22 protein-coding genes, 1 pseudogene and 1 riboswitch are annotated in these 25,513 nt (G+C 66.2%); of the genes and pseudogenes, 9 read left to right on the top strand and 14 right to left on the bottom strand.

The features are described 5' to 3' along the window. Positions 1-2 precede the first annotated feature (2 nt). From ACPXCG_RS00855 to ACPXCG_RS00845, 3 genes are all read left to right on the top strand, one after another. A complete protein-coding gene (locus ACPXCG_RS00855) occupies positions 3-881 on the top strand; it encodes a bifunctional methylenetetrahydrofolate dehydrogenase/methenyltetrahydrofolate cyclohydrolase (protein WP_425788203.1) in 879 nt (292 codons plus the stop codon). After that, positions 878-1,204 carry a DUF3017 domain-containing protein gene (locus ACPXCG_RS00850; protein ID WP_425788201.1) on the top strand — a complete coding sequence of 109 codons (327 nt, stop codon included), beginning with the start codon at positions 878-880 and terminating at the stop codon, positions 1,202-1,204. The genes ACPXCG_RS00855 and ACPXCG_RS00850 overlap by 4 nt, the downstream gene beginning before the upstream one ends. 116 nt (positions 1,205-1,320) lie before the next feature. After that, positions 1,321-2,871 carry an Hsp70 family protein gene (locus ACPXCG_RS00845; protein WP_425788199.1) on the top strand — a complete coding sequence of 517 codons (1,551 nt, stop codon included), beginning with the start codon at positions 1,321-1,323 and terminating at the stop codon, positions 2,869-2,871. Positions 2,872-2,885: 14 nt separating this feature from the next. Here the strand turns inward: ACPXCG_RS00845 and metX are convergent, their stop codons facing one another. Together metX and ACPXCG_RS00835 are read right to left on the bottom strand one after the other, a co-directional pair. After that, positions 2,886-4,034, bottom strand: a complete 1,149-nt coding sequence (metX, locus tag ACPXCG_RS00840) for a homoserine O-acetyltransferase MetX (RefSeq protein ID WP_425788197.1) — start codon at positions 4,032-4,034, stop codon at positions 2,886-2,888. A gap of 54 nt (positions 4,035-4,088) precedes the next feature. After that, the gene (locus tag ACPXCG_RS00835) at positions 4,089-5,414 is read right to left on the bottom strand and encodes a bifunctional o-acetylhomoserine/o-acetylserine sulfhydrylase (RefSeq protein WP_425788196.1); all 1,326 of its coding nucleotides are present in this window, start codon (positions 5,412-5,414) and stop codon (positions 4,089-4,091) included. A gap of 62 nt (positions 5,415-5,476) precedes the next feature. Further along, positions 5,477-5,598, bottom strand: a riboswitch (SAM riboswitch). Positions 5,599-5,841: 243 nt separating this feature from the next. On the opposite strand from ACPXCG_RS00835, the gene ACPXCG_RS00830 reads away from it, so the two are divergent. The 3 genes from ACPXCG_RS00830 (at position 5,842) to ACPXCG_RS00820 (ending at position 10,645) form a co-directional block, all read left to right on the top strand. Further along, positions 5,842-7,698, top strand: a complete 1,857-nt coding sequence (locus tag ACPXCG_RS00830) for a PE-PPE domain-containing protein (RefSeq protein WP_425788194.1) — start codon at positions 5,842-5,844, stop codon at positions 7,696-7,698. A 342-nt stretch (positions 7,699-8,040) separates the two neighbouring features. Continuing rightward, on the top strand, positions 8,041-9,261 hold the full coding sequence (locus tag ACPXCG_RS00825; RefSeq protein ID WP_425788192.1) for an NADP-dependent isocitrate dehydrogenase: 1,221 nt from the start codon (positions 8,041-8,043) through the stop codon (positions 9,259-9,261). A gap of 112 nt (positions 9,262-9,373) precedes the next feature. Further along, on the top strand, positions 9,374-10,645 hold the full coding sequence (locus ACPXCG_RS00820) for an MFS transporter (protein ID WP_425788190.1): 1,272 nt from the start codon (positions 9,374-9,376) through the stop codon (positions 10,643-10,645). Between the two features lie 96 nt (positions 10,646-10,741). Here ACPXCG_RS00820 and bfr read toward each other — a convergent pair whose 3' ends face one another. Together bfr and ACPXCG_RS00810 are read right to left on the bottom strand one after the other, a co-directional pair. Next, entirely contained in the window at positions 10,742-11,227 is a 486-nt protein-coding gene (gene bfr / locus ACPXCG_RS00815; protein ID WP_425788188.1) for a bacterioferritin, read from the bottom strand. Between the two features lie 102 nt (positions 11,228-11,329). Further along, a complete protein-coding gene (locus ACPXCG_RS00810; RefSeq protein ID WP_425788186.1) occupies positions 11,330-11,512 on the bottom strand; it encodes a (2Fe-2S)-binding protein in 183 nt (60 codons plus the stop codon). A gap of 114 nt (positions 11,513-11,626) precedes the next feature. On the opposite strand from ACPXCG_RS00810, the gene ACPXCG_RS00805 reads away from it, so the two are divergent. The 3 genes from ACPXCG_RS00805 to ACPXCG_RS00795 are packed head-to-tail and all read left to right on the top strand — an operon-like array spanning position 11,627 to position 14,657. Beyond that, entirely contained in the window at positions 11,627-12,463 is an 837-nt protein-coding gene (locus ACPXCG_RS00805; RefSeq protein ID WP_425788184.1) for an exodeoxyribonuclease III, read from the top strand. A gap of 57 nt (positions 12,464-12,520) precedes the next feature. Beyond that, complete coding sequence (gene trpS / locus ACPXCG_RS00800) at positions 12,521-13,555, top strand: tryptophan--tRNA ligase (RefSeq protein WP_425788182.1); 1,035 nt, start codon at positions 12,521-12,523, stop codon at positions 13,553-13,555. Between the two features lie 49 nt (positions 13,556-13,604). Further along, positions 13,605-14,657 (top strand): YhjD/YihY/BrkB family envelope integrity protein, encoded by a 1,053-nt coding sequence (locus tag ACPXCG_RS00795; RefSeq protein WP_425788180.1) that lies wholly within the window; start codon positions 13,605-13,607, stop codon positions 14,655-14,657. Between the two features lie 18 nt (positions 14,658-14,675). Here ACPXCG_RS00795 and ACPXCG_RS00790 read toward each other — a convergent pair whose 3' ends face one another. From ACPXCG_RS00790 to ACPXCG_RS00745, 10 genes and pseudogenes are all read right to left on the bottom strand, one after another. Then, on the bottom strand, positions 14,676-15,944 hold the full coding sequence (locus ACPXCG_RS00790; protein WP_425788178.1) for a D-alanyl-D-alanine carboxypeptidase family protein: 1,269 nt from the start codon (positions 15,942-15,944) through the stop codon (positions 14,676-14,678). A 67-nt stretch (positions 15,945-16,011) separates the two neighbouring features. After that, a complete protein-coding gene (phaZ, locus tag ACPXCG_RS00785; protein ID WP_425788176.1) occupies positions 16,012-16,902 on the bottom strand; it encodes a poly(3-hydroxyalkanoate) depolymerase in 891 nt (296 codons plus the stop codon). An 8-nt stretch (positions 16,903-16,910) separates the two neighbouring features. Beyond that, positions 16,911-18,611, bottom strand: a complete 1,701-nt coding sequence (locus ACPXCG_RS00780; protein ID WP_425788174.1) for a PHA/PHB synthase family protein — start codon at positions 18,609-18,611, stop codon at positions 16,911-16,913. Beyond that, positions 18,608-20,110, bottom strand: a complete 1,503-nt coding sequence (locus ACPXCG_RS00775) for a long-chain-fatty-acid--CoA ligase (RefSeq protein ID WP_425788172.1) — start codon at positions 20,108-20,110, stop codon at positions 18,608-18,610. The genes ACPXCG_RS00780 and ACPXCG_RS00775 overlap by 4 nt, the downstream gene beginning before the upstream one ends. A 148-nt stretch (positions 20,111-20,258) precedes the next feature. Further along, on the bottom strand, positions 20,259-21,479 hold the full coding sequence (locus tag ACPXCG_RS00770; RefSeq protein WP_425788170.1) for a PucR family transcriptional regulator: 1,221 nt from the start codon (positions 21,477-21,479) through the stop codon (positions 20,259-20,261). Positions 21,480-21,551: 72 nt separating this feature from the next. Next, complete coding sequence (locus ACPXCG_RS00765) at positions 21,552-22,574, bottom strand: adenosine deaminase (protein ID WP_425788169.1); 1,023 nt, start codon at positions 22,572-22,574, stop codon at positions 21,552-21,554. 2 nt (positions 22,575-22,576) lie between these two features. Beyond that, on the bottom strand, positions 22,577-23,962 hold the full coding sequence (locus ACPXCG_RS00760) for an aspartate aminotransferase family protein (protein ID WP_425788167.1): 1,386 nt from the start codon (positions 23,960-23,962) through the stop codon (positions 22,577-22,579). Then, positions 23,959-24,093: pseudogene (locus ACPXCG_RS00755) on the bottom strand (AsnC family transcriptional regulator); the annotation flags it as partial. The pseudogene ACPXCG_RS00755 and the gene ACPXCG_RS00760, both read right to left, overlap by 4 nt. A 48-nt stretch (positions 24,094-24,141) precedes the next feature. Beyond that, a complete protein-coding gene (locus ACPXCG_RS00750) occupies positions 24,142-24,876 on the bottom strand; it encodes a type 1 glutamine amidotransferase (protein ID WP_425788165.1) in 735 nt (244 codons plus the stop codon). Positions 24,877-25,059: 183 nt separating this feature from the next. Then, the gene (locus tag ACPXCG_RS00745; RefSeq protein ID WP_425788163.1) at positions 25,060-25,488 is read right to left on the bottom strand and encodes a hypothetical protein; all 429 of its coding nucleotides are present in this window, start codon (positions 25,486-25,488) and stop codon (positions 25,060-25,062) included. Positions 25,489-25,513 lie beyond the last annotated feature (25 nt).

Genomic DNA, 25,513 nt, shown 5'->3' with positions numbered 1-25,513 from the left:
CTGTGAGCGCTATACGACTCGACGGCAAGGTCACTCGTGACGAGATCTTCGAGGATCTCGGGGTTCGGGTGGAAAAGTTGCGTGCCGAGGGCATCATGCCCGGTCTCGGTACCGTCCTGGTCGGGGATGATCCCGGCTCGCAGTCCTACGTGAAAGGCAAGCACGCCGACTGTGCCCGTATCGGCGTGGCCTCGATCCGTAAGGATCTCCCGGCGGATGCGTCGACCGAGGAACTGAACGCCGCGATCGACGAACTCAACAGCGACCCGAACTGCACCGGATACATCGTCCAGTTGCCGTTACCTCGTCATCTCGACGAGAACGCCGCGTTGGAGCGCATCGACCCGTCGAAGGACGCCGACGGTCTCCATCCGATCAATCTGGGCCGTCTGGTACTCGGCAAGGAGTCGACGTTGCCGTGCACGCCGCGGGGCATCGTCCATCTCCTGAGGCGATACGACATCCCCATCAAGGGCGCACGGGTCACCGTGGTCGGGCGCGGGGTCACCATCGGGCGACCGATGGGTCTGCTGCTCACGCGACGCACCGAGAACGCGACCGTCACGCTCTGCCACACCGGCACCCGCGATCTGGCATCCGAGGTGTCGCGGGCCGACATCGTGATCGCCGCAGCCGGGGTCCCGCACCTCATCACCAAGGACATGGTCAAGCCGGGTGCCGCGGTCATCGACGTCGGTGTCAGCCGCACCGAGGCCGGGCTCACCGGCGACGTGGCCCCCGACGTCTGGGACGTCGCGGGCCACGTGTCACCGAATCCCGGCGGGGTCGGGCCGCTGACTCGCGCGTTCCTGCTCGTCAACGTCGTGGAGCGGGCGGAAGCGCAACTCGCCGGTCGTACCGGGGCGGGACCTGTCGGGTGACCGGGACCAGTGCCGGTGGCCGCGTCGAGCGGATTCGGCACGCGCGGCAGGTCAGGCGCTATCTGGTTCAGATCCCATACTTTGTCGTACTGCTCGGCCTACTGATCGCCGCGGTGCTGGTGCTGTTCGACCGCTGGCGGCGTGGCGCATTCGTCTTCGGATCGGCTCTGCTGCTGGGCGCGGTCCTGCGGGCTCTGATTCCGTCTTCGCGAGCAGGGCTTCTGCAGGTCAGAGGGCGTTTCTTCGATGTTGCGGCGATGGCGGCGACCGGCACACTCATTCTGTGGCTGGCGACGTCAATCGATCCGTTGGGCACAGATTGATTACAATAGATATCAACACGTGACCTGAGGCCCGAGGGGGCGCCAACAGCTGGGGAGTACGTATCACTTCGACGATCAACACCGCCGACCCGACGATTCCGGATGATTCCACGTCGATGGGTGTCTCTGCAGGCGACGGAATGATCCATTACGTCCTGCTCACCCGCGACGACGTCGGGCGCAGTGTCGTGGACACCCGGGTGATCGACGTCGACCGCAGCGACGGACTCGACGTCGCCGGGCGGGTGAACGCCGGGATCGATCTGATGCTGGGTGCCGCGCGCGACGCGGACCTGCGGGTCGGTCCGATCGGCATTGCCGCACGCACCACCAAGCAACGCTGGGAACTCCAGTCGCGGGGCGCCGGTCCGCGTCGTCAGATCCATTTGGTCAACGATGACGAGGCCGTCGTCGCGTACCTGTCGGCGACCGGGCACATCAACCGGTTCGAGTCCGTGGTGGTCGTCGACTGCGGCGACACCGGGATGTCGCTGTATACCGTCGAGCCCGCGACCAATCGGATCTCGGCGACGGAACGATCGCGTGCGCTGACCGGGCGTCGACTCGATCGGTCGATCGTCGGTCAACTGGTCGCCGAGGACAGTGCGGCCGAGCCGCAGGGAGCCCGGGTCCGTCGGCGTGCACTTCTCAGTGCGTGCCGCACCGCCAAAGAGGAGTTCTCTGCTCAGGGCCCGTCGGCAGCAGCCGGTTCGATCCTGCTCGCCGACGGTGGCGGGCACATGACGCTCACCCAGGACACCATCGACACCGCGATCGCCCCGATGGTCGACGATGCACGAGAAGCGTTGGCGCGCTACCTGTCCGAAGGCGCCGATCGCGGCGCACCGCCCCAGGCGGTCGTCCTGGTGGGTGGCATCGCCAACCTGCCTGCGGTGCGCGCCATGGTCGACCGTGAGCACTCGCTCGAGGTGATCGTCCCCGAGGCCCCCGAGCTCGCCGCATCCATCGGCGCGGCGATCCTGGCTCGGACCAAGACCACCGCCGACAGTCCGTCCAAGCTCGCGTTCATCGGCGGAAAACGGAACCGCGAGTGGCTCTCGGCGACGCCGCTGGCCGTCGTCGGTGCCATCATCGCCGCGGCGATGATGACGATCTTCGCCGTGAGTTCCTCGCTGACCGGGCAGAACGAGCCTGCTCCGTCGTCGACGGCCGCACCCACGACCTCGTCGACCACCTCCTCCTCGGCGGTCACGACGTCACGCGCGCCGCAACAGCCCGCCACGACCACCACGGCGGTCGCACCGCCACCCGTGGTCCGGGTCCCGACCGAGGAACAGGTGGTACCGACCACCCGTCGGCCCGAACCGCGGTGGAACGAATCACCCGGCTGGGCCACCACCGAACTGCCGCCCACCACGCAGCAACCCGATCAGCCCTCGACGACCACCCGGACGCTCTTGCCCTATCCGCTTCCGTCGCTGCCCTGGCCCACCGGTACCCGGCCCACGCCGACGATCCCGCCGGATCTGTTGCCTCCCGGTTTCCAGCCGCAGACGACTCAGCCGACACCGCCGCCGCCTCAGCAGGCACCGGCGACGACGACATCGCCGCGGGGAGCGCAGCGGCAGGTGACACCCACGGCACCGACATCGGAGGATTCGCCCGGAACGTCGTCGACCACGACCACGCCGGTGCCCTCGCGGTAGCGTCCGGCCGGAGCTCAGCCGCGGGCGAGTTCGACGGTCTGCTTCAGCAGATCGCTGATGGCGTCGAACTCGGTGAGGAACCCGTCGTGACCGTTGTCCGAGTGGACCACCTGCAGGCCACCGATACAGTTGCCCAGCAATTCGGCCAGCTCGACCTGTAAGCGCAAGGGGTACAAACGGTCCGAGACGATGCCGCCGACGATGACAGGCACCTGACAACGGCGCAGGGCAGCTTCGATGCCGCCTCGGTCGCGGCCGACGTCGTGATGGTTGAGCACGTTGCTCAGCACCACGTAGCTGCCGGGATCGAAGCGGCCGACCAGTTTGTCGGCCTGATGCTGCAGGTAACTGTCCACCGCGTAGCGGCCGCCGGTCAGCGGCTCCTCGTCGCCCTGAGGGTGATCGGCGAACCGCTGATCGAGTTCCACCTCACCCCGGTAGGTCAGGTGGGCGATGCGCCGTGCCACGCCCATACCGGTCGACGGCACACGCCCGGTGCCGTGGTAATCGCCGCCTTGCCAGTCGGGGTCGGCCCTGATCGCCGCGATCTGGGTGGTCTGCGTACCGATCTGGTCGGCGGTCGCCCTGGCGCCGACGGCGAGAACCAGTGCGCTGCGAACCATCTCCGGATATTCGATCGCCCATTCCAGAGCGCGTGCGCCGCCCATCGAGCCGCCGATGACGGCACCGATGCCTGCGACGTCGAGGTGCTCGAGCAGTAGTCGCTCTGCCCGGACCTGATCCAGCACGGTGATCTGCGGAAAGCGTGAACCCCACGGCCGCCCATCGGGATCCGGCGACGCGGGTCCGGTGGAACCCCGACAGCCACCGAGCACGTTGGCGGAGATGACACACCATTCGTCGGTATCGATCGCGCATCCGGGGCCGACGAGTCCGTCCCACCAGCCCGGCGACGGATGCTCTGCATTCGACGGCCCGGTCACATGCGAGTCGCCGGTGAGGGCATGCAGCGTGAGGATGACGTTGTCGCGGGTCGGCGACAACGTTCCCCAGCGCTGGAACGCCAGGGTGACGTTGTCGATCTGCCCGCCGTTGTCGAGCGAGACCGAGCCGATCCGGACGCTGGACATCGCCCCGTCCGGCAACTGCTCCCAGTCCGGCCGGTCAGCTGACTCGGTCTTCGGTTCGATACTCACCGACACGATTCACTCACTCTGCGCTGCACCTCGGTTCCCCTGTCTCCGTTGATCTCCGGTTTATCGTGCGGCCGCCGCGAATCCCTGCTCGAGGTCGGCGATGATGTCGTCGATGCCCTCGATCCCGACGGCCAGGCGCACCAAACCGGGGGTGACGCCCGCGGCGGCCTGTTCCTCGGGCGTCAGCTGGCTGTGCGTGGTCGATGCGGGGTGGATCACCAGCGACCGTACGTCACCGATGTTCGCGACATGACTGTGCAGTCCGAGGGCATCCACAAAGCTCTTCCCCGCGTCGACCCCTCCGGTGATCTCGAACGAGACGATCGCGCCCTGCCCCTTGGGGAGGATCTGCTGTCCGCGCTCGTACCACGCCGACGACGAGAGTCCCGCGTACGCAACGGATTCCACCTGTGCATGCTGCTCGAGGAACTCGGCGACACGTTGGGCGTTGGACACGTGGCGCTCGACGCGCAGACTCAGCGTCTCGAGTCCCTGTGCCAGTAAGAAGGCGTTGAACGGGGAGATCGCCGCACCCGTGTCGCGGAGCCACTGCACGCGCGCCTTCAATGCGTAGGCGGGCGCGCCGAGATCTGCGAAGACCGCGCCGTGATAGCTCGCGTCCGGGGTGGTGAAACCCGGGAAGAGATCCTTGCCGTCGCGCTGGGCACGCCAGTCGAAGGCCCCGCCGTCGACGATCACGCCGCCGATCGCGGTGCCGTGGCCGCCGATGTATTTGGTGGCCGAGTGCACGACGATGTCGGCGCCGTGTGCCAGCGGATTGAGCAGGTACGGCGTGGCGACGGTGTTGTCGACGATCAGTGGCAGCTGATGACGGTGAGCGACCTCGGCGATGCCCTCGATGTCGAGGATCTCGTTGTTGGGGTTGGAGATCGTCTCGCCGAACACGGCTCGCGTGTTGTCCTTGATCGCGGCCTGCCATGAATCGAGATCCTCCGGGTCGTCGACGAAGGACACCTCGATACCGAGTTTCGGCAGCGTGTAGTGGAAGAGGTTATAGGTACCGCCGTACAGACGCGGGCTGGACACGACGTGTCCGCCGTTCTCGACGATGTTGAGGATCGCGTACGTCTCGGCTGCCTGTCCGGAGGCCACCAGCAGGGCGGCGACACCCCCTTCGAGTGCGGCGATGCGCTGCTCGACGGCGTCCTGCGTCGGGTTCATGATCCGGGTGTAGATGTTGCCAGGTTCGGCCAGTCCGAAGAGGTTCGCGGCGTGCTGCGTGTCGTTGAAGACGTACGAAGTGGTCTGGTACAGCGGTAGCGCTCGAGCGTTGGTGGTCGGATCCGCGGTCTGACCCGCGTGGATCTGTTTGGTCTCGAAGCTCCAGGTGTCGACTGGATTGGTCTCTTCGGGGGCGTCGGACATGACTGTGTCATCGCTTTCTACGGTCGGCAGGGTGCAACGACCCTGGTGGGGTCCGACCTTCGGACCCGCGCTTGCCGGGGAGCTCGAACTCGAGTTCCTCAACCCGGTCATCACCCGGAGCACCCCACCGCGGATGGAGGGTTGCCGATCAGCAAGCCGGGGCTTTGCGCTGATGCTCATGACCTGGCGTCAAGGATATAACACGGCGCCGGCGACGTGAGAACCCTCCTGATCGCGGTGATCCGATCTGATGACACCTGTCCTCTGAATGGATGAAATTCCCGTCTTGCGTTGGCAAAACATCAGTTAGAAATCGTTAGCATCACTAATGGGGATTCGTGTTTTGAGATCGTACATTTACCCTGTGGCCAGCCCTGGGGACGCGTATCCGGTCCGGTGTGCGCCAGGTTGGACGAAGGCCGAACGTATGACAACCCGCTTCCCGATCTCGCGTCGGGCCTCCGTCGTACTCATCGCCGCGTGCTCGAGCCTGGCTGTCGTCGCGGCGTTCTGCGTGCCCGGGGCCATCGGAACGGCCGCTGCCGCCGAATGTGGCGGGGGTGCGGTCGTCGTCGTCGGGGGGACGAACGATCCCGAGGGCGCGGCGTTGGTCGGGATCAAGCAGCGATACAGCGGGACGGGGCTGGACAACACGCTGGGGACCGGTGACGACACCGACTACGCCGCCGAGCCGTACCGGGTCATCTACGCCGACTATCCGACGACGCTCTGGCCGCTCGGTGCCGCAGGCTACGACGACAGCGTGGCGCAGGGGGAGGCAGCGACGACGAAGGCGATCGCCACCTACCAGAGTGAATGCCCCGGCAGTCCGGTCGTGGTTGCGGGCTACTCGCAGGGCGCCCGGGTGGCGGGTGACGTGTTGTCGGACATCGGCAACGACCGGGTCGGCAAGGTGGACATCCACAACACCCCCGACGATCCTGACGACGACGTCGAGATCCGGAAGTACCAGGTCGACGGCAACGGCGACTTCGTCCTCGATGAGAACGGCGACAAGATCCCGGTCATCTCCGGCGAGCTCTACTCCGATCCGCGTCGTGACGGGACCCTCGGGGGCGAGGGCATCGAGTTGGCGTTGATCGGTGTGATTCCCGGGCTCACCATGACCGGCCCCCGCGACGGCGGTTTCGGGACCATCCCGGTGACCACGGTGTGCGCGGCCGGTGATCCCATCTGTGACCTTCCCGATCCGTTACACGATCCGATCGGCGCGATCGACGGACTGGTCGGCTACTTCACCAAGCACAATTACTACCCATATCGCATGTATCTGAATCCGGCCGAGTGGCCGACCACCGAATGTGCCGCCGGTTCGACCACCACCTGCATGGTCCCCCAGGATTCCGCGATCGTCGGCGTCATCCGCCAGGGTGCCGAGGCAATCGGGGTCGACGGCAATGTGATCCCCGACTTCCTCGCCGGCCACTGGACCATCGATGTGCCGAACGGCGCATCGTTGGCGAACCTGCAGCCCCTGGTCCGGCTGGTCCAGGACCAGCTGCCCCAACTGCCCAACCTCGGCTACGGCGCCTACCTCCCGGACCTCTTCGTGTTCGAGGACATCCTCGACGGCATCGTCCATGCAGCGCCGGACGAGGTCGAGGCAGGCGTTGCCGCACTCGCCGCGAGCGCGAAGAGCATCATCCTGGCTCCGGTGAACTATGTGCGATTCCTGGCCGCGCAGTTCCCCGGCCCCCAGGCGACGGCGACCGAGAGTGCCGCGAGCGTGCTCACGACCGTTGCGACGGATGAATCGTCCGCCGAGCAGCGGACCGCCGTTCTGCGAGCGCTCACCGCCGTCGACGAACCGCAGGCTGTCGACAGTGGCGCGCCGGCAACCGGTTCCGCTGGTTCGGGTGCCTCGTCTTCCGCTACGTCGGAGGGCAGCTCGGCGGCGGATTCCACGGCCGGTAGTGCCTATGATGCGCCGAAGTACAGCTCCACCCCGCCGGCGGTCTCCGAGGCGAGTCCGGCCGTGACGGATTCTGGAGCCGGCGCCGGCGCCGGCACCACGGAAACCGGCAGCGCAGATACGGGCAGCGCAGATACGGGCACCGCAGATGCCGGACCCGGCAGTACCGGGTCCGCCGACGTCGGGTCCGTTCCGGCGGCAGAGAGCGCGGCGGGCAGCGGCGGCACGACGCCCGGCGACAGCGACACCGGTGACGACCGTGGGACCGGTCCGGCAGTCACTTCGGGCATCGGCGGCGGCACCGCCAAGAGTTCCGCATCGAGCACCGACGGTGGCGACGACGGGGAGTAGCCCGGCCACTCGACGGCTCCGACGGAAAGCGCTCCGAAAGGCGCGTTCGCACGGCCGGCATCGACCTGTCGTCGACGAGAACCGTGCGGAGGGCGCCTATCCGGGGCGCTCTTGCGGGCCTCTAGAGGGTGCGCCCGTGGCCCATGCGGACGGTTCACGGTCTGACCGCCGGTGAGCCTTCCATTCCCGATCAGCGGTATGCTCGGCTATAGCAGTACGCGCGTTCTGTTTTAGCGCTGATCGCGCGGGCGGATCACCTGCCGTACCAGATTTGGAATGCGTGCAGCCCTGCCACAAGCACAGGGGCTGTGCGTCGTCGTGTCGAGGAGGGCGCAAAGCCGTATGGGCAAGATCAAGGTCGAAGGAACGGTCGCGGAACTCGACGGCGACGAGATGACCCGCATCATCTGGCAGTTCATCAAAGAGAAGCTGATCCACCCGTACCTCGACATCGACCTCGACTACTACGACCTCGGCATCGAGTACCGCGACCAGACCGACGACCAGGTGACCGTCGACGCGGCACATGCCATCCAGAAACACGGAGTGGGCGTCAAGTGCGCCACCATCACGCCCGACGAGGCGCGGGTGGCGGAGTTCGGGCTGAAGAAGATGTGGCGGTCGCCGAACGGCACGATCCGTAACGTCTTGGGCGGCACGATCTTCCGGTCGCCGATCATCATCTCCAATGTTCCCCGGCTGGTTCCCGGCTGGACGAAGCCGGTGGTCATCGGCCGCCATGCCTTCGGTGACCAGTACCGCGCAACGGATTTCAAGGTGCCCACCGGTGGCACCGTGACCATCACGTTCACCCCCGACGACGGCTCCGAGCCGATCGAGCACGAGATCGTGAAGATGCCCGACGAGGGCGGCGTGGTGATGGGTATGTACAACTTCAACAAGTCGATCGAGGACTTTGCGCGCGCGTCCTTCAACTACGGCTTGCAACGGAACTATCCGGTCTACCTGTCGACCAAGAACACGATCCTGAAGGCCTACGACGGCGCATTCAAGGACATCTTCGCCGACGTGTTCGAGAAGGAGTTCAAAGCGGAGTTCGACGCGGCCGGGCTGCACTATGAACACCGTCTGATCGACGACATGGTCGCCTCCTGCCTGAAGTGGGAGGGCGGCTACGTCTGGGCGTGCAAGAACTACGACGGCGACGTGCAGTCCGACACGGTCGCGCAGGGCTACGGTTCGCTCGGGCTGATGACCTCGGTGCTGCTGACGCCGGACGGCCGGACCTGCGAGGCCGAGGCCGCACACGGCACGGTGACGCGCCACTTCCGCCAGCATCAGCAGGGCAAGCCGACGTCGACCAATCCCATCGCGTCGATCTTTGCCTGGACGCGCGGCCTCGATCACCGCGGCAAGCTGGACAACACCCCGGAGGTCCGGGAGTTCGCGCAGAAGCTCGAGGACGTCGTCATCGACACCGTCGAGGGCGGCAAGATGACCAAGGACCTCGCCTTGCTCGTCGGCGGCGACCAGCAGTATCTGACCACCGAGGAGTTCCTCGGCACTCTCGACGAGAATCTGCAGGCCGCTCTCGCGGACTGACCGCCGGTGCGTCCCCACCCGGCCGTCCGGTGCCGGGCGGCGGGGATCTCGGCTGTGAACGAACTCACCCGGCGTATGTGGAATCAGCACGCCGTCCATCGAGGTTGGAGAAATGGTGTCCTCACCCCCCGACCTCACCCAGGACCTCACCCAGGCGCTGTCCGCACGTCCGCAGCGGTCCATCCGTCGGTGGGCGATCCTCGCCCTTGCGCTCGGCGGGTTCGGGATCGGAACCACCGAGTTCGTCGCGATGGGATTGCTGCCGAACATCGCCGGCACCCTCGGCGTCAGTGAGCCGACGGCAGGTCATGTCATCTCGGCCTACGCATTGGGGGTGGTTGTCGGTGCCCCGCTGATCGCGGCACTCACCGCGCGCATGTCTCGTCGCACACTGCTCATCGGCCTGATGGTCGCGTTCACCGTGGGCAACCTCGCGACCGTGTTCGCACCCACCTATGGATTGCTGATCGCCGCGAGATTCGTGGCGGGCCTGCCGCACGGCGCATATTTCGGGGTTGCTGCCTTGGTCGCGGCGCACCTCGCCGGCCCTCGTGATCGGGCGAAGGCGGTCGGCAAGGTGATGCTCGGGCTGTCGGTGGCCAACGTCCTCGGCGTCCCGATGGCGACCTGGCTCGGCGAGTCCCTCGGATGGCGAGTGGCCTTCGCGCTCGTGGTGGTGATCGGTCTGGCGACCATCGTCGCCCTGGTCCGGAACCTCCCAGATCTGTCGGACATGCCGGTGACCAATCCGATCACCGAACTCGGCGCCCTCGCGCGACCACAGGTGTGGTTCACACTGCTCATCGGGGTGGTGGGCTTCGGCGGCATGTTCGCGTTCTACACGTATCTCAATTCCGCGCTGACGAACGTGACCGGCATATCGGTGTCATTGGTTCCGATCGCGATGATGTTGTTCGGTCTCGGCATGGTCGTCGGCAATGTCGCCGGCGGGATCCTCGCCGACCGCAGTGTGCCGCTCGGCATCCTGATCGGTCTGGTGGCCACCGGTCTCTCACTCGCGTTGTTCGCGTTGACGCTGCAGAACGCCTGGGCGGCAATGTTCTTGAGTTTCGCGATCGGATTGTCGGGAGCGTCCACCATTCCAGCTCTCCAGACCAGACTGATGGACGTCGCCGACGATGCGCAGACACTCGCCGCCGCCCTGAACCATTCGGCCCTCAACATCGCCAACGCGCTCGGTGCATGGTTGGGCGGGGTGGTGATCGCTGCCGGTCACGGCTATCGGGCACCGTCGATGCTCGGTGCTGTTCTCGCGGTGGCCGGGGTCCTGGTGTTGGCACTCGCGCTGGTCACCCAACGGCGGGTTGCGAGGGTCCGGCAGTCTTCAGAGGTGCCGGCGGAGGGCGTCGGCGTGTCCGTGTAGCCGGCTCGCCGGTCGACGCGCACACAGAAGCCGACAGCGGTTGCGGCCACCTGGGCCGCAACCGCTGTCGGGGCTGCAGAGAAGTCTGGTGCGAGGTCAGCCGACGGTGGGCGGGGTTGCGACCGTCTTCGACAGATAGAGCTGCTCGCCGAGCTTGTCCAGCAGCTCGAGCTGGGTCTCGAGGTAGTCGATGTGATCCTCTTCGTCCTTGAGGATGTCCTCGAGGATTCTCGCGCTGGTGATGTCGCCCTTGCCGCGGCACATCGAGATGCCGGGCCGGAGCCGCTCGACGACCTCGATCTCCACCGCCATGTCGGATTCGAACTGCTCACGCAGGGTCTGCCCGATGCGCAGCGGCAAGATCTTCTGATAATTGGGCAGAGCCTCCAGGAACAGGATGCGATCGGTCAGGGTCTCCGCGTGGTGCATCTCCTCGATGGACTCCGCGCGGGACTTGCCCGCGATCTCGGTGAGCCCCCAATTCGCCTGCATTTTGGAATGCAGGAAGTACTGGTTGATCGCCGTCAGCTCGCTGGTGAGCTGTTCGTTGAGTAGTGCGATCACCTCGTCGTCGCCGCGCATGACCGTGTCTCCGTTCGCCGTGGTATAGGGAACGTAGCACGCATGAAGGCCCCACGTCGGGCTTCCGGCGCGAGGTGTCCAATCGACGTCAGATGACGTCCGTCATGCAGCAGTGGTGGCGGTTGCGGTCCTTTCGCTGACGATCTCGTGAAGTCGTTCGAGGCAGGTGCCGCAGCCTTCGCCGGCACCGCAACGTTCGCCGATGGCGTCGACCGACATCGCGCCGGCCGAGCAGTGCTCGTGGACCTCGTCTTCGGTCACCGCGCGGCAGATGCAAACGAACATTGTCTTCACCTCTTCGGGTCAGTTAGGTAAGGGTTGCATAAAAGCGGCGGACAAGCAAGGGTTGGCTTACCTCTGGTACGGGCGCACCACAACGGGGCGGTACTCTCGGACGCTGTGTCCATCACGATCAGCACCGTCAATGTCAACGGCGTCCGGGCCGCGGTGAAGCACCGTTCCGAGGCGAATCGAGGTCTTCTCGCATGGCTGGACGAGGCGGCCGTCGATGTCGTCCTCCTGCAGGAGATCCGCGCGGAGGAAGACCAGGCACGCGAGGCCCTTGCGCCCGCCCTCGACGACGGCTGGCACCTGGCCATGAGTGCGTCCGCGGTCAAGGGCCACGCCGGTGTCGGTGTGCTCAGCCGTCTGCCGATCAGGCAGGCGCGAATCGGGTTCGGCAGCAACGAGTTCGACCGAACCGGCCGATATCTCGAAGCGGATGTCGAGGGGACGGCGGAGCCCCTCACGGTGGCCAGCCTCTACCTCCCCAAAGGGGCGGCCGCGACCTCCGAGCCGAAAGATGTGGCGAAGTTCGACGAGAAGGTGCGGTTTCTCGACGAGTTCGGTCAGCACCTCCGGAAACTCGCCCGCAGGCGGCGACACGTGGTGATCGGAGGTGACTGGAACATCGCTCATGCCGAGGCCGACATCAAGAACTGGAAGGGCAATCGCAAGAGTCCGGGATTCCTGCCACATGAGCGCGCCTGGGTCGGTGATCTGCTGGCCGAGGGGTGGTCGGACGTGGCACGGGAGCTCGCTCCGGACGAGGAGGGGCCGTACACCTGGTGGTCATGGCGGGGTAAGGCCTTCGACAACGATTCCGGATGGCGGATCGACTACCAGCTCGCCAACCGATCGTTGGCGCGACGGGCGGTGAAGGCGACGGTCGACCGTGCGGCGGCCTACGACCTCCGGTGGTCGGATCATGCGCCGATGACCGTCGTGTACGACTGAGCCTTCGCGCCGACCTCTCCCGGAAAACCGGTCGCGGGCATCTGCGAAACTGGAGGCATGAGCAGCGACGTCACCCAATCCGGCGCATCACGGCCGCGTGTGCTGTCGGGTATCCAGCCGACCAGCGATTCCTTCCACCTCGGAAATTACCTGGGGGCGGTTCGCCAGTGGGTGGCGTTGCAGGACGAGTTCGACGCGTTCTACTTCATCCCCGACATGCACGCGATCACCGTGCCCTACGAGCCGGCGGAACTCCGCGACCGCACGCGTCGCAGCGTTGCGCAATTGCTCGCGGTGGGCGTGGACCCCGAACGATCGACGATCTACGTGCAGTCCCACGTGCCGGAGATCGCCCAACTCACCTGGGTGCTGTCCTGCATCACCGGCTTCGGTGAGGCGAGCCGGATGACCCAGTTCAAGGACAAGTCGGCCAAGCAGGGCACCGACGCGGCAGGCGTCGGGCTGTTCACCTACCCGATCCTGATGGCGGCCGACATCCTCGCCTTCGAGGTGGATCGCGTGCCGGTCGGGGAGGACCAGCGTCAGCATCTCGAACTCACGCGCGATCTCGCGCAGCGTTTCAATGCACGGTTCGGCAAGGTTCTCAAGGTTCCCGAGGCATACATCGTCTCCGAGTTCGCCAAGATCTACGATCTGCAGAACCCGACGGCCAAGATGAGCAAGTCCGCCGAGTCCGACCGCGGCCTCATCAACCTGCTCGACGAACCCAAGAAATCCGCCAAGAAGATCCGCTCCGCGGTCACCGACACCGGAACCGACATCCGCTTCGACCCGGCGGAGAAGCCGGGTGTCAGCAATCTGCTCACCATCCAGTCCGCGCTCGCCGGTACCCCGATCGACGTCCTGGTCGACAAGTATCAGGGAAAGGGCTACGGCGACTTGAAGGTTGACACCGCCGACGTACTCACCGAGTTCGTCACGCCGCTACGCGGCCGGGTCGCCGAATACATGGACGACCCGACTCATCTCGACGACATCCTCGCCCGCGGTGCGGCGCGCGCGCGATCGGTTGCTTCGACCACGCTGGCCTCGGTCTATGACAAAGTGGGATTCCTGGCACCGGAAGGGTGATCAGCCGTTGCCCCGACTGACCCCGTGATCCGATGAGGAGGCGGTACAGGTGAGTTCGATGGTGGATTCCGGAAAGTCGGCGGTCGAGCGTGGGAAGAGCGCCTTCGCCGGGGCGCGCGAGCGCTGGACATGGCTCGAGCACCTCATCCAGACGGTTCAGCGCTACAACGATCGCCGCGGCAACCTCTACGCCGCGAGCATCAGTTTCAACGGGATACTCGCGCTGGTTCCCATCGTCATGGTGGTGTTCGCGATCGCCGGATTCGTCCTGGCGAACCAGCCGGAGCTCTTGAAAGAACTCCAGGATGCGGTCGTCAAGAACATGCCCGAGGGGCTGGGTGATCAGATCAGCGACCTCATCGACTCGGCGATCGCGTCCCGCGCCGCGGTCGGCATCGTGGGTCTGATCGGCGCCGCGTTCACCGGCATCGGCTGGATCTCCGGCGTCCGACTGGGCATGACCGAGATGTGGGGTGGCCGGGTCAACCGCAACGCGGTCATGTCGAAGGTCTGGGACCTGGTCACCTTCGCGGTGCTCGGCGTCGCCTTCGCAGGCACGATGGCGCTCACCGCTCTCGGCAACTCCGGTCTCACGACCGAGGTGCTGTCCTGGGTGGGTCTCGAGGACGCCTCGTGGGCTCCCGCAGTGGTTCGGACCGTGTCCATCATCGTCTCGGTCATGGCGACCTGGCTGCTGTTCACCTTCGTGATGTCACGGCTCCCGTTGGTGCAGTTGCCGTTCCGGAACACTCTGAAGGCCGGTCTGCTCACCGCGATCGCTTTCGAGATCGTCAAGACCGTGGGCGGTATCTACCTCCAGTCGGTGTTGAGCGGTCCGGCGGGCGTGGCGTTCGGCCCCATCATCGGCCTACTCGTGTTCGCCTACCTCGCGTCCCGCATCGTGCTCTACGCCGCGGCCTGGTGTGCGACCGATCCGATCAACGAGGAGTTCCAGGTCACCGAGGAGGACGCGCCGCTGCCGCCGGTGGTCGTCTCGCCGAACTATCAGGTCAATCCCGTCGCCAGGCCCGCGACCCTGGTGGCGGTCGCCGGTATCGCCGCTGCTATCAGCGGATTCGTCGGATGGCTGCTGCGGCGCTAGACCGATGCGGCCGGCGGGTCACCGCCTGGCGAACAGCCGAAGAGCGACCAGTAGGAGACCGATCGCGATGAGTGCCGCGCAGAGGCCCACCAGGATTCGGATCGACCACCGGTCCGGATGGTCCGTGCCCGTCGCGGACATGGCCTGGGCCGGGTCAGGTGTTGCCGTCGCAGTCGTGGCAGGGGCGGGCCGGCCGGTGGAGGACGTCACCAGTAGTCCCACCTCGGTGCCTGTCGGCGCGCGGAAACCGTAGTCGTACATGGACTCGGCCTGATCCCAGTACGAGTCCGACTCGACGGTGAGCCCGTACATCTGGACGATCACGACCCGGCGGCCGTCACGTTCGGTCGCACCCACGAACGTCTTGCGGGCATCGTCGGTGTAACCGGTCTTGCCACCCAGCATGCCGGCGTAGCCGTCGAGAAGCAGTTGATTCGAGGTCTGCATGAGGTAGCCCGGGTGGTCCTTGTCGCCGGGGACATCCGGACGCTTCGGGTAGCCCGGGAAACGATAGTCGCGCAATCCGATCAGTTCCCGGAAAAGACTGTCGTGCATCGCCTCCCGATAGATCAATGCGAGGTCGTAGGGCGAGGTGGACATGCCGGCAGCATCCAGCCCGGACGGCGTCGACGCGTGCGTGTCGAGTGCCAGGAGCGAGTGTGCCTTGTCGTTCATCGCCGCGAGCGTCGCGTCCACACCGCCGAGCTGCCGGGTAAGTGCGTCGGCGCAGTCGTTGCCGGACACCACGATCAGGCCGGTCACGAGGTCGCGGATGGTGTAGTGTCCGCCCGGTCCCATGCCGCAGGAATCGCCCTCGGCGCTCCAATCCGCCGGGGTGGCGGTGACAACCGCATCGAGATCCATTGTGCCCCGGTCGATCGCGTCGAGGACCACCAGCGCGAGCAGGACCTTGACGGTGGACGCCGGACGGTACCGGCCGTGCGGGTCCTTCGCCGCGATGATCTTCCCGGTGTCCAGGTCGGCGATCAGCCATCCCGCGGAGGTCAGTCGGCCCGGCACTTGTCCGGCCCCCGGTTCCGCGACCACCCCGCATCCGGCCAGACGGGCGCCGCCGACCGGCGGATCCGGCACGGGAAGGGGACTGGGGACGGGCGCCCCGGGTGCGACGACCTCCGAGGTGTCGACCGCGGGCGGTGTCGCGACCTTGTGCGGACAATGATCGGTGACCGGGGTGGTGACGGGAACGGGAACGGGAACGGCATATGCGGCTGCGGATGGGCACAACAGTGCGATCACCACGAGGATGAACCGGACCAGGAGCCTCATCGCACGGACAATATCAGCGATGGTGCCCCTGCTCCGCAGGGGCGCGGTGGCCGACGCGACGGCGGAATCATCCCCCCGGGGTGAGTCGACCGGCGTCGCCACGGCGCCGGGTGGCGCGAGCGATGCCAGGAGCGCCGAGGAAGTCATCGATGACCGGGGCAAAGGTCTCCGCGTCCACCACCAGATCGATGTGGCCGCCGTCGTGCCGGTGCAATCGCGATCGCGGAAGCAAGCGAGACATGATCTGCGCGTTGATGATCGGCACGATGGGATCGTCGTCACCCGCTATGAGCAGCGTGCGCTGCCGGATCGCGGGGAGCGCGAACAGGGACGTCCACACCGAGCCGGCGAGCAGCTGATGCAGGTAACCGGTGCGGGATCCGGCGTGCAGCTGCCGGACGAACAGGTCGACCACGTCCTGTCCCCGCTCGCGGACCGCGCCGCCGTACAGTTCGGCAGCGATGGTGCCACCGTAGGAGGGATCACGGAACCGGCGAGGAGTGATCATCTTGTTCAGTACCCGCGGATGACCGGGCACCATGATCGCGCCGGTGCCCGTCGCCACCAGGATCAGCCGCCGACACCGTCGCGGATTCTGGAAGGCAAACTGCTGGGCCAGCGCGCCGCCCCATGAGAGCCCGAGGATGTCGACGACACCGATCTCGAGCCGGTCCAGCATCCGGCCGATCACCCAGGCCAGATAGGGAAAGCCGTATGGCAGTGGCGAAGACGGCGACTCCCCGGTGCCGGGGACGTCGAAGCTGACCACTGGCCGGTCTGGATCGAGGTGACCGACCAGCGGATCGAGGACCTCGAGGCTTGCGCCGATACCGTTGCACAGCACCAACGGCACCCCTACTCCGCGACGATATCGCACCCGTATCCGTTGTCCTCCCACGGCGACGAACACATCTGACTCGTCGACGGGATCGGCTGCGGATGAGACCGGTGTTGTCATGGGGCGTCTCACTTCTCGTGCACGTAGGTGCCGGGTGCCGGGGCGAGGGCCTCGTGGCCGGGGCCGCCGAGCATGGCGGGTGAATCGATCTGCTGGCCCGAGCGCTCGGCTAGCCAGCGCAGGTGGTCGGGCCACCAGGAGTCGGTGTGCTTCTCCGACGAGGCCAGCCACGCATCGGGGTCGACGTCGACATCGACCTGGGCGGTGCGAAACGATGCCTTCTTGTTGCCGGGCGGGTTGACGAGCGAGGCGATGTGCCCGCTTGTCGACAGCACGAACGTGTTGTCCTTGCTGCCCAGGAGCGCGGCGCTGCGATAGGTGGCCTGCCATGGGCAGATGTGGTCCGCGATGCCGCCGACGACGTACGCGTCGCAGGTGATGGCGCCGAGGTCGACCGGCGTGCCCAGCATGGTCGCCTGTCCCGCGGTGACCAGGTCGTTGTTCAGCCCCATCATCACCATGTCGCGATGCAGCGCCGCAGTCATCCGGGTGGTGTCCGCATTCCAGAAGAGGACGTCGAATGCGGCGGGAGAGCGGCCCTGGATGTAATTGTTGACCCAGTAGCGCCACACCAGATCGGTGGGTCGTAGCCAGGCGAACATCTCGGCCATCGCGTTGCCGTCGAGGTAGCCCTTGTCGGCAGAGGTCCGGATGGCGGCCTTGGCTGCCCGTTCGCTGGCCAGCGCCGAGGCGAAACCGGCCTGGCTCTGGTCGAGCACGGTGACACCCAACGTGAGGCCGGCGACCTTGTCGCCGTGCCCGGTGGCGGTGAGGTGGGCCAGCGTCATCGCGGCGAGGATGCCGCCGGAGCAGGTGGCGAACAGGTTCGCGGATTCGGCGCGGGTGATCGATCGGACGGCGTCGATGGCCTCGATGAGGGCTTTTCCGTAGGCGTCGAATCCCCATTCCCGGTGTCGTGCTTTGGGGTTGCGCCAGGAGATGGTGAAGACCTGTTGTCCTCCACGCACGTAGTTCTCGATCAGGCTGCGGTCGGGCGCGATGTCCATCACGTAGTATTTGTTGATCACGGGCGGCACCATCAGCAGCGGTTTCTCGTGCACCGTGGCGGTCTGTGGCGCGTACTGGATGAGTTCGAACATCTTGGTGCGCAGCACGACTGCACCCTTGGTCGTGGCGACGGTCTCACCGACGTGGAAGGCGTCCGGATCGACCATGGCCGGCACCCGCGGTTTGGATGCCATGTCGCGGATGAAGGACTTGGCGCCGCGGACCGCGGACAGGCCGCCGGTGTCGATGAGCGCCTTCCAGCCGACGGGGCTCACCAGCGGATTGTTCGTGGGCGATGATCCCTCGATGATGTTGTCCAGCGCGAACCGAACCTTCTCGGCGTCGCGCCAGTCCAGGTCGGCCGCAGAGTAGAGGCGTTCGGCCGCCTCGGAGGTCGCCAGGTAGGCCTGCTGTATCCGGCGCAGGAGCGCGTTGCCCGACCAGGCCGGGTCCGCGAACCGTTTGTCCTGACGGGCCGGGGCCCGATCGGAGCGGCCGAGGGTGATCGCACCGAGTTCGCGGGCGAGACCGAGGCCCGTGTCGGCGACCGTGATCGGCTGGCGGGCGAGTGATCCGCCGAACCGCGCCCAGGCCGCATTGGGAGTCATCCGGTTCGTGAACGATTTGGTCGAGTTGACCAGGAGCAGATCCAGGGGAGCGGCGATGTCGCCTGCGGCGGAATAATTCTGAGCGATGGTCATTGTTTGATCTCCTCGGGGACGGTGATGTCGCGTTTCTGGATCTTCCCGGTCGCACCGGTCGGCAGGGCGTCGAGGAACCAGATCTTTCGCGGGTACTTGTAGGCCGCGATACGGGCCTTGATGTAGTCGCGGAGGTCGTCGCCGGATATCGACTGCCCGGGTTTGAGGGTCACCGCTGCACCGATCTCCTCACCCAGGGAATCGTGTGGGATACCGATGACGGCGGCCGCGGCGACGGCAGGATGTTCGTAGATGACTTCTTCGATCTCACGGGGATAGACGTTGAAGCCACCGCGGATGATCATGTCCTTGGTGCGGTCGATGATGGTGTAGTAGCCGTCGTCGTCGAGGGTGCCCACATCGCCGGTCGAAAACCATCCGTCCGCGTCGATGGCGTCGGCGGTGGCTTCGGGAAGGTGCCAGTAGCCCTTCATCACGTTGTGCCCGCGCACCTGGATCTCACCGGGCGCACCGACCGTCACCGAGTTGCCGTCTTCGTCCACCACACGCATCTCGACACCCTCGATGGGGGTACCGATGGATCCCGCCTTCCGGATACGGTTCGGGTGGTTGAAGCAGGCGACCGGCGAGGTTTCCGAAAGCCCGTAACCCTCGAGGATCATCGCGCCGAAGGCTTTCTCGAAATCCGCGATCACCTGGGCGGGCAGTGCTGCGCCGCCCGACGCGCAGGTCCGTAGCGAACTGGTGTCGTGCGTGGGGCGCCGTGCGGCGATCAGTGCCGAGTACATGGTCGGTACACCCTGGAAGATCGTCACCCTGTCGCGTTCGATGACCTCGAGCGCTTCGGCCGGGTCGAAGCGCGGCATCAGGGTGAGTGTGGCACCGGCGAGTACCGAGGCGTTGAGACCGCACGTGAGACCGAAGACGTGGAACAGCGGTAGGCAACCCATCACCACGTCGTCGGGCGTGGCCTCGAACAGCGTGCGAACGCACACCTCGGCATTGCGCCCCAGTCCGCGGTGAGTGAGTTCTGCTCCCTTGGGTTGGCCGGTGGTGCCCGAGGTGTGCAGGATGACCGCGGTGTCCTCGTCGTCGCGCGGTGTCGCCTCCGCCTGTGGTTCGACATCGGCCAACATCGACACGAGTGACCCGTCGTCGACCGGGATACACGTCGTACCGGCCGCCTCGGCCGCCTGCTGTGCCTCGTCGGCGAAGGTCGGTGCCGCGAACAGCGCGGTGGCGCCGGTGTTGGCGAGATAGAACTCGATTTCACGTGCCTTGAGCAGCGGGTTCATCGGCACGGCGATCGCTCCGCGGCGCGCGATGCCATAGAAGAGGACCGCGAACGCCGGTGTGTTGGGGAGCATCAGGCCGACCCGGTCGCCGGGATCGATCCCGAGTTCGGCGAGCAGTGTGGCAGTTTTTGCTGCGGCACGATCGAATTCGTCATAGCTCAGCTTGCTGTCGCCGCAGATCAGTGCGGTCGCGTCGGGCCGTGCGTTGGCGGCGGCGGTCAGATTCTCGCTGAGGTTGGTCATGAACGGCTCCACGGTGAGGTCGGTGTTTCTACTGTTCAATCGTGCGCTCGATCACCCCCCGCACACCATGGTGTGGGGGTCAACGTCGGGTGCTTGTGGGTGTGCACATGCACAGTCAAGCGACGCGCCTGCCGCGAGCGGTCCCGAATCAGGAGCCCGGTGGGCCTCCGGCGAGCGGGAAATGCTCGTCGACCTCGAATGCCAGGCATAGCTCCGCAACGTCGCGCGGGGCCGTTGTCGAACGTCCCGTGAGCTCCTCGATACGTCGTAGCCGATGGCGCACCGTGTTCCGATGTACGAACAGACGTTGCGCGGTGTCGTTGATGTTGCCTCCGACAGTCGACCACATCCGGAACGTCTCGAAGAGAGCATCGCGATCCTCGGGCGCGAGTTGGTAGAGCCGACCGAGGACCAGTGCGGCGAGGTCGGCGGTCACCTCATGGGAGGTGACCGCCGCAACCCCCAACACCGAGTCGTCGAACACGCTCACCCCCTCGCCCTTTCCGGACATCGCCACCCGGGCATACCGCAAGGCCCTGGATGTGTCGGCGAGTTCTGCGAAAGGTGCGCTCACCCCGACCCGTCCGATCGCGGCTCGGCTGAGCAGCGCGATCACCTGGTCGCGTGCCGACGGCGACGGCGCGTAGACGATCCCGATCTGCTGATCGGGTAGGAGTCGCCACGCCGACGAGAGATCGATGCCGCGCAGCTTGTTCTCGATCCCGGCGAGAGGCGCCCTGCCGACGATCGTCGCGGCCGCCGCGACGGCGAGGAAGGGACCGCGATGGGGCAGCCGGAGGATGTCGGCTATCTCCCAGAGACTCTGCTCCGACGAGACTCGTCCTTCGAGCAGATGCTGGGTGAGTGCGGCACGCTCGCTCGCATCGTCGAGGATCTTGGCCGTGGTCCGCTCCCGGTGTGCCGCGGCCATCGCCATGATGAACGCATCCTGCGCCTGCCACATCCGGGCGGTTGCGTCGAGCAGCGTCGACCGACTCAGTTCGGTGTGTTCCTGTGCGATGGATTTGAACTCGGCCCATGCCATCTGGAACCCGATTCGGTAGGCGTGCATCAGGGCGGGGAGGGGAACACCGACGGCGGCACGTGACCTACCGGTATCTTCGGCGGGCGAGGTGTCGAAGCGCTCATCTCCGGTGAGTCCGTACACCACCAGTTCGAAGTTGGCGCGGACCGTCGCGGTGATGTCGTCGAGCGACACAGCCTGGGTCGAAGAGTAATAGTCCACGTCCTGCCGGATGGCCCGCGCCACTGCTGCGGAGAGTCCCTCGAGCCGATCGCGCAACAGCGTCGCGATCAGGAGGAGTTCCTCGTCCGGGTCCGCTGCCGGATCTTTCCGAACCGTCGTCATCACGCTCATTGTGCGACGTACGACCAGCAGGCTGCAGCGATTCCCCCGGATCGATGGGCGACCTCCGGGTGCTCACTGCCCCGGCGGATCGCCGGTCGACAGGGAAAGCCACTCGTCGATCCGAGCGTGGATCTCCCGCTGCCGCGACGCGGCGAGAAAACTGGCGTCGACCGAGTTGTGCGCCAGCATGGCCACGACCCGATCGTCGAGGTCGAACGCGTCGACGACGGCGGTGTAGTTCTGGTCGACGTAGCCGCCGAAGTAAGCGGGATCGTCGGAATTGATGGTCACGCGAAGACCGGCATGGATGAGCTCGGGCAGCGGATGCGATGCGATGTCGGCGACGGCGTTCAGATGCACATTCGACAGGGGACAGATTGTGAGCGGTGTTCGTTCGTCCGCGAGGCGCGACATGAGCACCGGGTCGTCGACGCTGCGGATGCCGTGATCGATGCGCTCGACGGCAAGGTCGTCGAGCGCCTGCAGGATCGAATCAGGTCCTCCTTCTTCGCCCGCGTGTGCGACCAGTCGCAGGCCGGCGCGCGACGCGCGGTCGAAGACCTCGGCGAATCGGGAGGCGGGGTTGCCGACCTCCGCGGAGTCGAGTCCGACGCCGATGATCGGCGCATCCAGGGCGAGCAGCTCATCGAGTGTCGAGAGTGCCTCCGCAACAGGACGATCCCGCAGGAAGCACGCGATCAGATCGGACGTGATGCCGAACTCGGCGTGAGCCCGCTCGAAGCCGTCGATCAGTCCCGCGACGACGTCGCCGAGCGCTATGCCACGAACCGTGTGCGCCTGTGGGTCGAAGAACACCTCTGCGTGCACGACCCCGGCCGCGTGGGCACGTGCGGCGTAGGCGTGGGCAAGCCGTGCGAAATCCCGGCGGCCACGGAGCACGACGAGGTTCTCGTAATAGATGTCGAGAAACGACTGTAGGTCGTCGAACGCGTATCGGGCCCGCAGCGCGTCCGCGTCGCGGTAGGGCAAGCCGATGCCGTTCTCGCGTGCCAGTTCGAGGACGAGCTCGGGTTCGAGGGTTCCCTCGATGTGCAGGTGGAGTTCGACCTTGGGGAGCGAGGTGATTCGGGACATGGTCACAGCAATGTATATGCCTCGCTGAGCACCGAGCGGAGGATCTGTTCGATCTCGTCGAACTCGGTCTGGGCGGCGATCAGCGGCGGTGCGAGCTGCACCACCGGGTCGCCGCGATCGTCGGCGCGGCAGTACAGCCCAGCATCGAACAGGGCGGACGAGAGGAAGCCGCGCAGGATACGTTCGGATTCGTCGCGGGTGAACGTCTCCTTGGTGGCCTTGTCCTTCACCAGCTCGATCCCGTAGAAGAATCCCGCACCCCGGACGTCGCCGACGATCGGCAGGTCGTTGAGGCGCTCCAGTGTGGCGCGGAACGCCGGGGCGTTCTGCTTGACGTGCGCGTTGAGGCTCTCGCGTTCGAAGATCTCGAGATTGGCCAACGCCACTGCGGCCGAGACCGGGTGTCCACCAAAGGTATAGCCGTGCGGGAAGCTCGTCGTGCCGTCGCGGAAGGGTTCGAAGATGCGGTCACTGGCGATCATCGCGCCGATGGGGGAGTACCCCGACGTCATGCCCTTCGCGCAGGTGATGATGTCCGGCACATAGCCGAAGTCGTCGCACGCGAACATCGACCCGATCCGACCGAACGCGCAGATGACCTCATCGGAGACGAGCAGGACGTCATATTCGTCGCAGATATCCCGGACGCGTTCGAAATATTCGGGCGGCGGCGGGAAGCATCCGCCCGCGTTCTGGACCGGCTCGAGGAAGACCGCGGCCACGGTCTCGGGTCCCTCGAACTCGATGGCCTCGGCGATGCGGTCGGCGGCCCAGCGGCCGAACTTCTTCGGATCGGCGGCGAGTTCGTCGTTCGGGGCGCGATAGATGTTGGTGTTGGGCACGCGGAAGCCACCCGGGGTGAGCGGCTCGAACATCTGCTTGAGGGCCGGCACGCCGGTGATGGCGAGCGCGCCCTGTGGGGTCCCGTGGTAGGCGACCGCGCGCGAGATCACCTTGTGCTTCATGGGTTTACCGATGAGCTTGAAGTACTGTTTGGCCAGCTTCCAGGCGCTTTCCACCGCCTCGCCGCCGCCAGTGGTGAAGAAGACCCGGTTGAGGTCGCCGGGGGCATAGGCGGCCAGGCGCTCCGCGAGTTCGATGGCGGGGGGCGTCGCATACGACCAGATGGGAAAGAACGCGAGTTCCTTGGCCTGCTTGGCCGCCGCTTCGGCGAGTTCGACGCGGCCGTGCCCGGCCTGCACCACGAACAGACCGGCGAGACCGTCGAGGTAACTGCGTCCGCGGTCGTCGTAAATCCGCATGCCTTCGCCGCGGGTGATGACCGGCGGCGTGATGTCGTCGCCGTGGCGCGCGAAGTGTCCCCAGAGATGAGCGGCGCTGCGTTCGCCGAGCGAGAGATCGGTGGCGGACTCGTTGACAAGGCTCATCGGGTACCCCAATTGTATTGTTGCTTGGCCAATTTCAGACGGACGAGGGTCTCCGTGCCGGTGACCTCGGGATGCGTCAGAACCTGCTGGTTCAGGATGCGCCAAAGCGATGTCTCCATGTCATCTGGGTCGTGAGTTCGACGTCCGGTCAGGTTCGGCGGCGGACGTGCCAGTGGCGGTCACCCGGCGGGCCGGTGGGTCGCCACCTGGGTCAGCCAACGTCGCATGACGGTGGCGGACAGCGGCGCGGTCACCGCCTCGGCGGCCGCCGCGTCGTCGCCGAAATGATCGACGCCGGCGGTTCCGATCGCAGCTTCCACCTCGTCGCGCGATTCACCCTGCAGCCAGCGCCGGATGAGGGTTCCGCCTGCCTCCAGATGGAACTGGATGCCATAGCTGTCGCCGTACCGAAACAGCTGATTCGGATAGGCCGCCGAGCCGGCCAGCAGTGTGGCCCCATCAGGGAGTGCGAAGGTGTCGAAATGCCATTGGACGGTCTCGAACGAGGCCGACGGGACAGCCTTCCATACCTGGTCCGCCATGCCGTCGGTGTTCAGTCGGACCTCCCGCACGCCGATCTCGGGCTCCTCGCCTCGGAAGACTTCGGCACCCAGCGCCGCGGCCAGGAGCTGCGAACCGAGACAGACGGCCCACACCGGGACATCGTCGGCGACCGCGTGGCGCAGCAGTGCGATCTCCGATGCGATCCACGGGATCGAATCAATGTCTCCGACGCCCATCGGTCCGCCCATCACGATGATGGCGTCATACCCCGCCGTCTTGTCCGGTACGCATTCTCGCCAGACGCGGACGGTCGTGACATCGGCGAGTTCGTCGAGTGCGGTCGAGTACGCACCGGAGGTCTCGACTTCGGCGTGCCGCAGTTCCAGCACGCGGATTCGCGAGACGGCCACCACGGTCACCCCGCTCTGGGTGCCACGATGGCCGGCACGGTGGTCCGGCGCAGTGTCGGGGCGGTGGTGCTCGCATGGAACCCGGCGTGCCCGGTCTGTGTCATGGTGTCTCCCGCTCAGGTGGCGAATGGTGGGACAAGACTACGGTTTCCGCAGAGATTGCGCGGCCCGAGGAGAGTTTTCTCAGCGACAGTAAGTGGTGGCATACCGGGACGACCGGGCGGACTTCTCGCGCACCTTCGTCGTGTTCACCCAGACGGCACACCGGGCGAGACGGCCGTTCGACTGGAAGAGCGTGTCGATCTTCTGGTGGCGCACGCGACTGGTGAACACGAGCGATCCGGTCCACAGGCCGGTGTGCTTGTCGAATCGACGGAGTGGGAGGTCGCTCTGCCGGCGCATCCGGTTGCGCGAGTCATACCAGACCACGGCGCTGTTGAGCTGCCGGTCCGAGGTGAGGACGATCGTGATCCGGTCGCCGTTCCCCGGATACCTCGGGCTCGCGTCGGCGAGTGGCGCTCCGAGGACCGGAGCCAGGACCGGGCCGATGCCGATGGCCAGGATGAGGCCGGCGATGACGAGGTGGGTGCGAGTCATGGTGATTGGACGCATGTCGGCATCGCGCGGTTCCACCATC

The organism is Gordonia sp. DT218, assembly GCF_049847105.1.
In the GTDB taxonomy this organism is placed as follows: Bacteria; Actinomycetota; Actinomycetes; order Mycobacteriales; family Mycobacteriaceae; genus Gordonia.
Note: the sequence above shows the minus strand (reverse complement) of the source record. Positions and strands in the feature narration are given on the sequence as shown.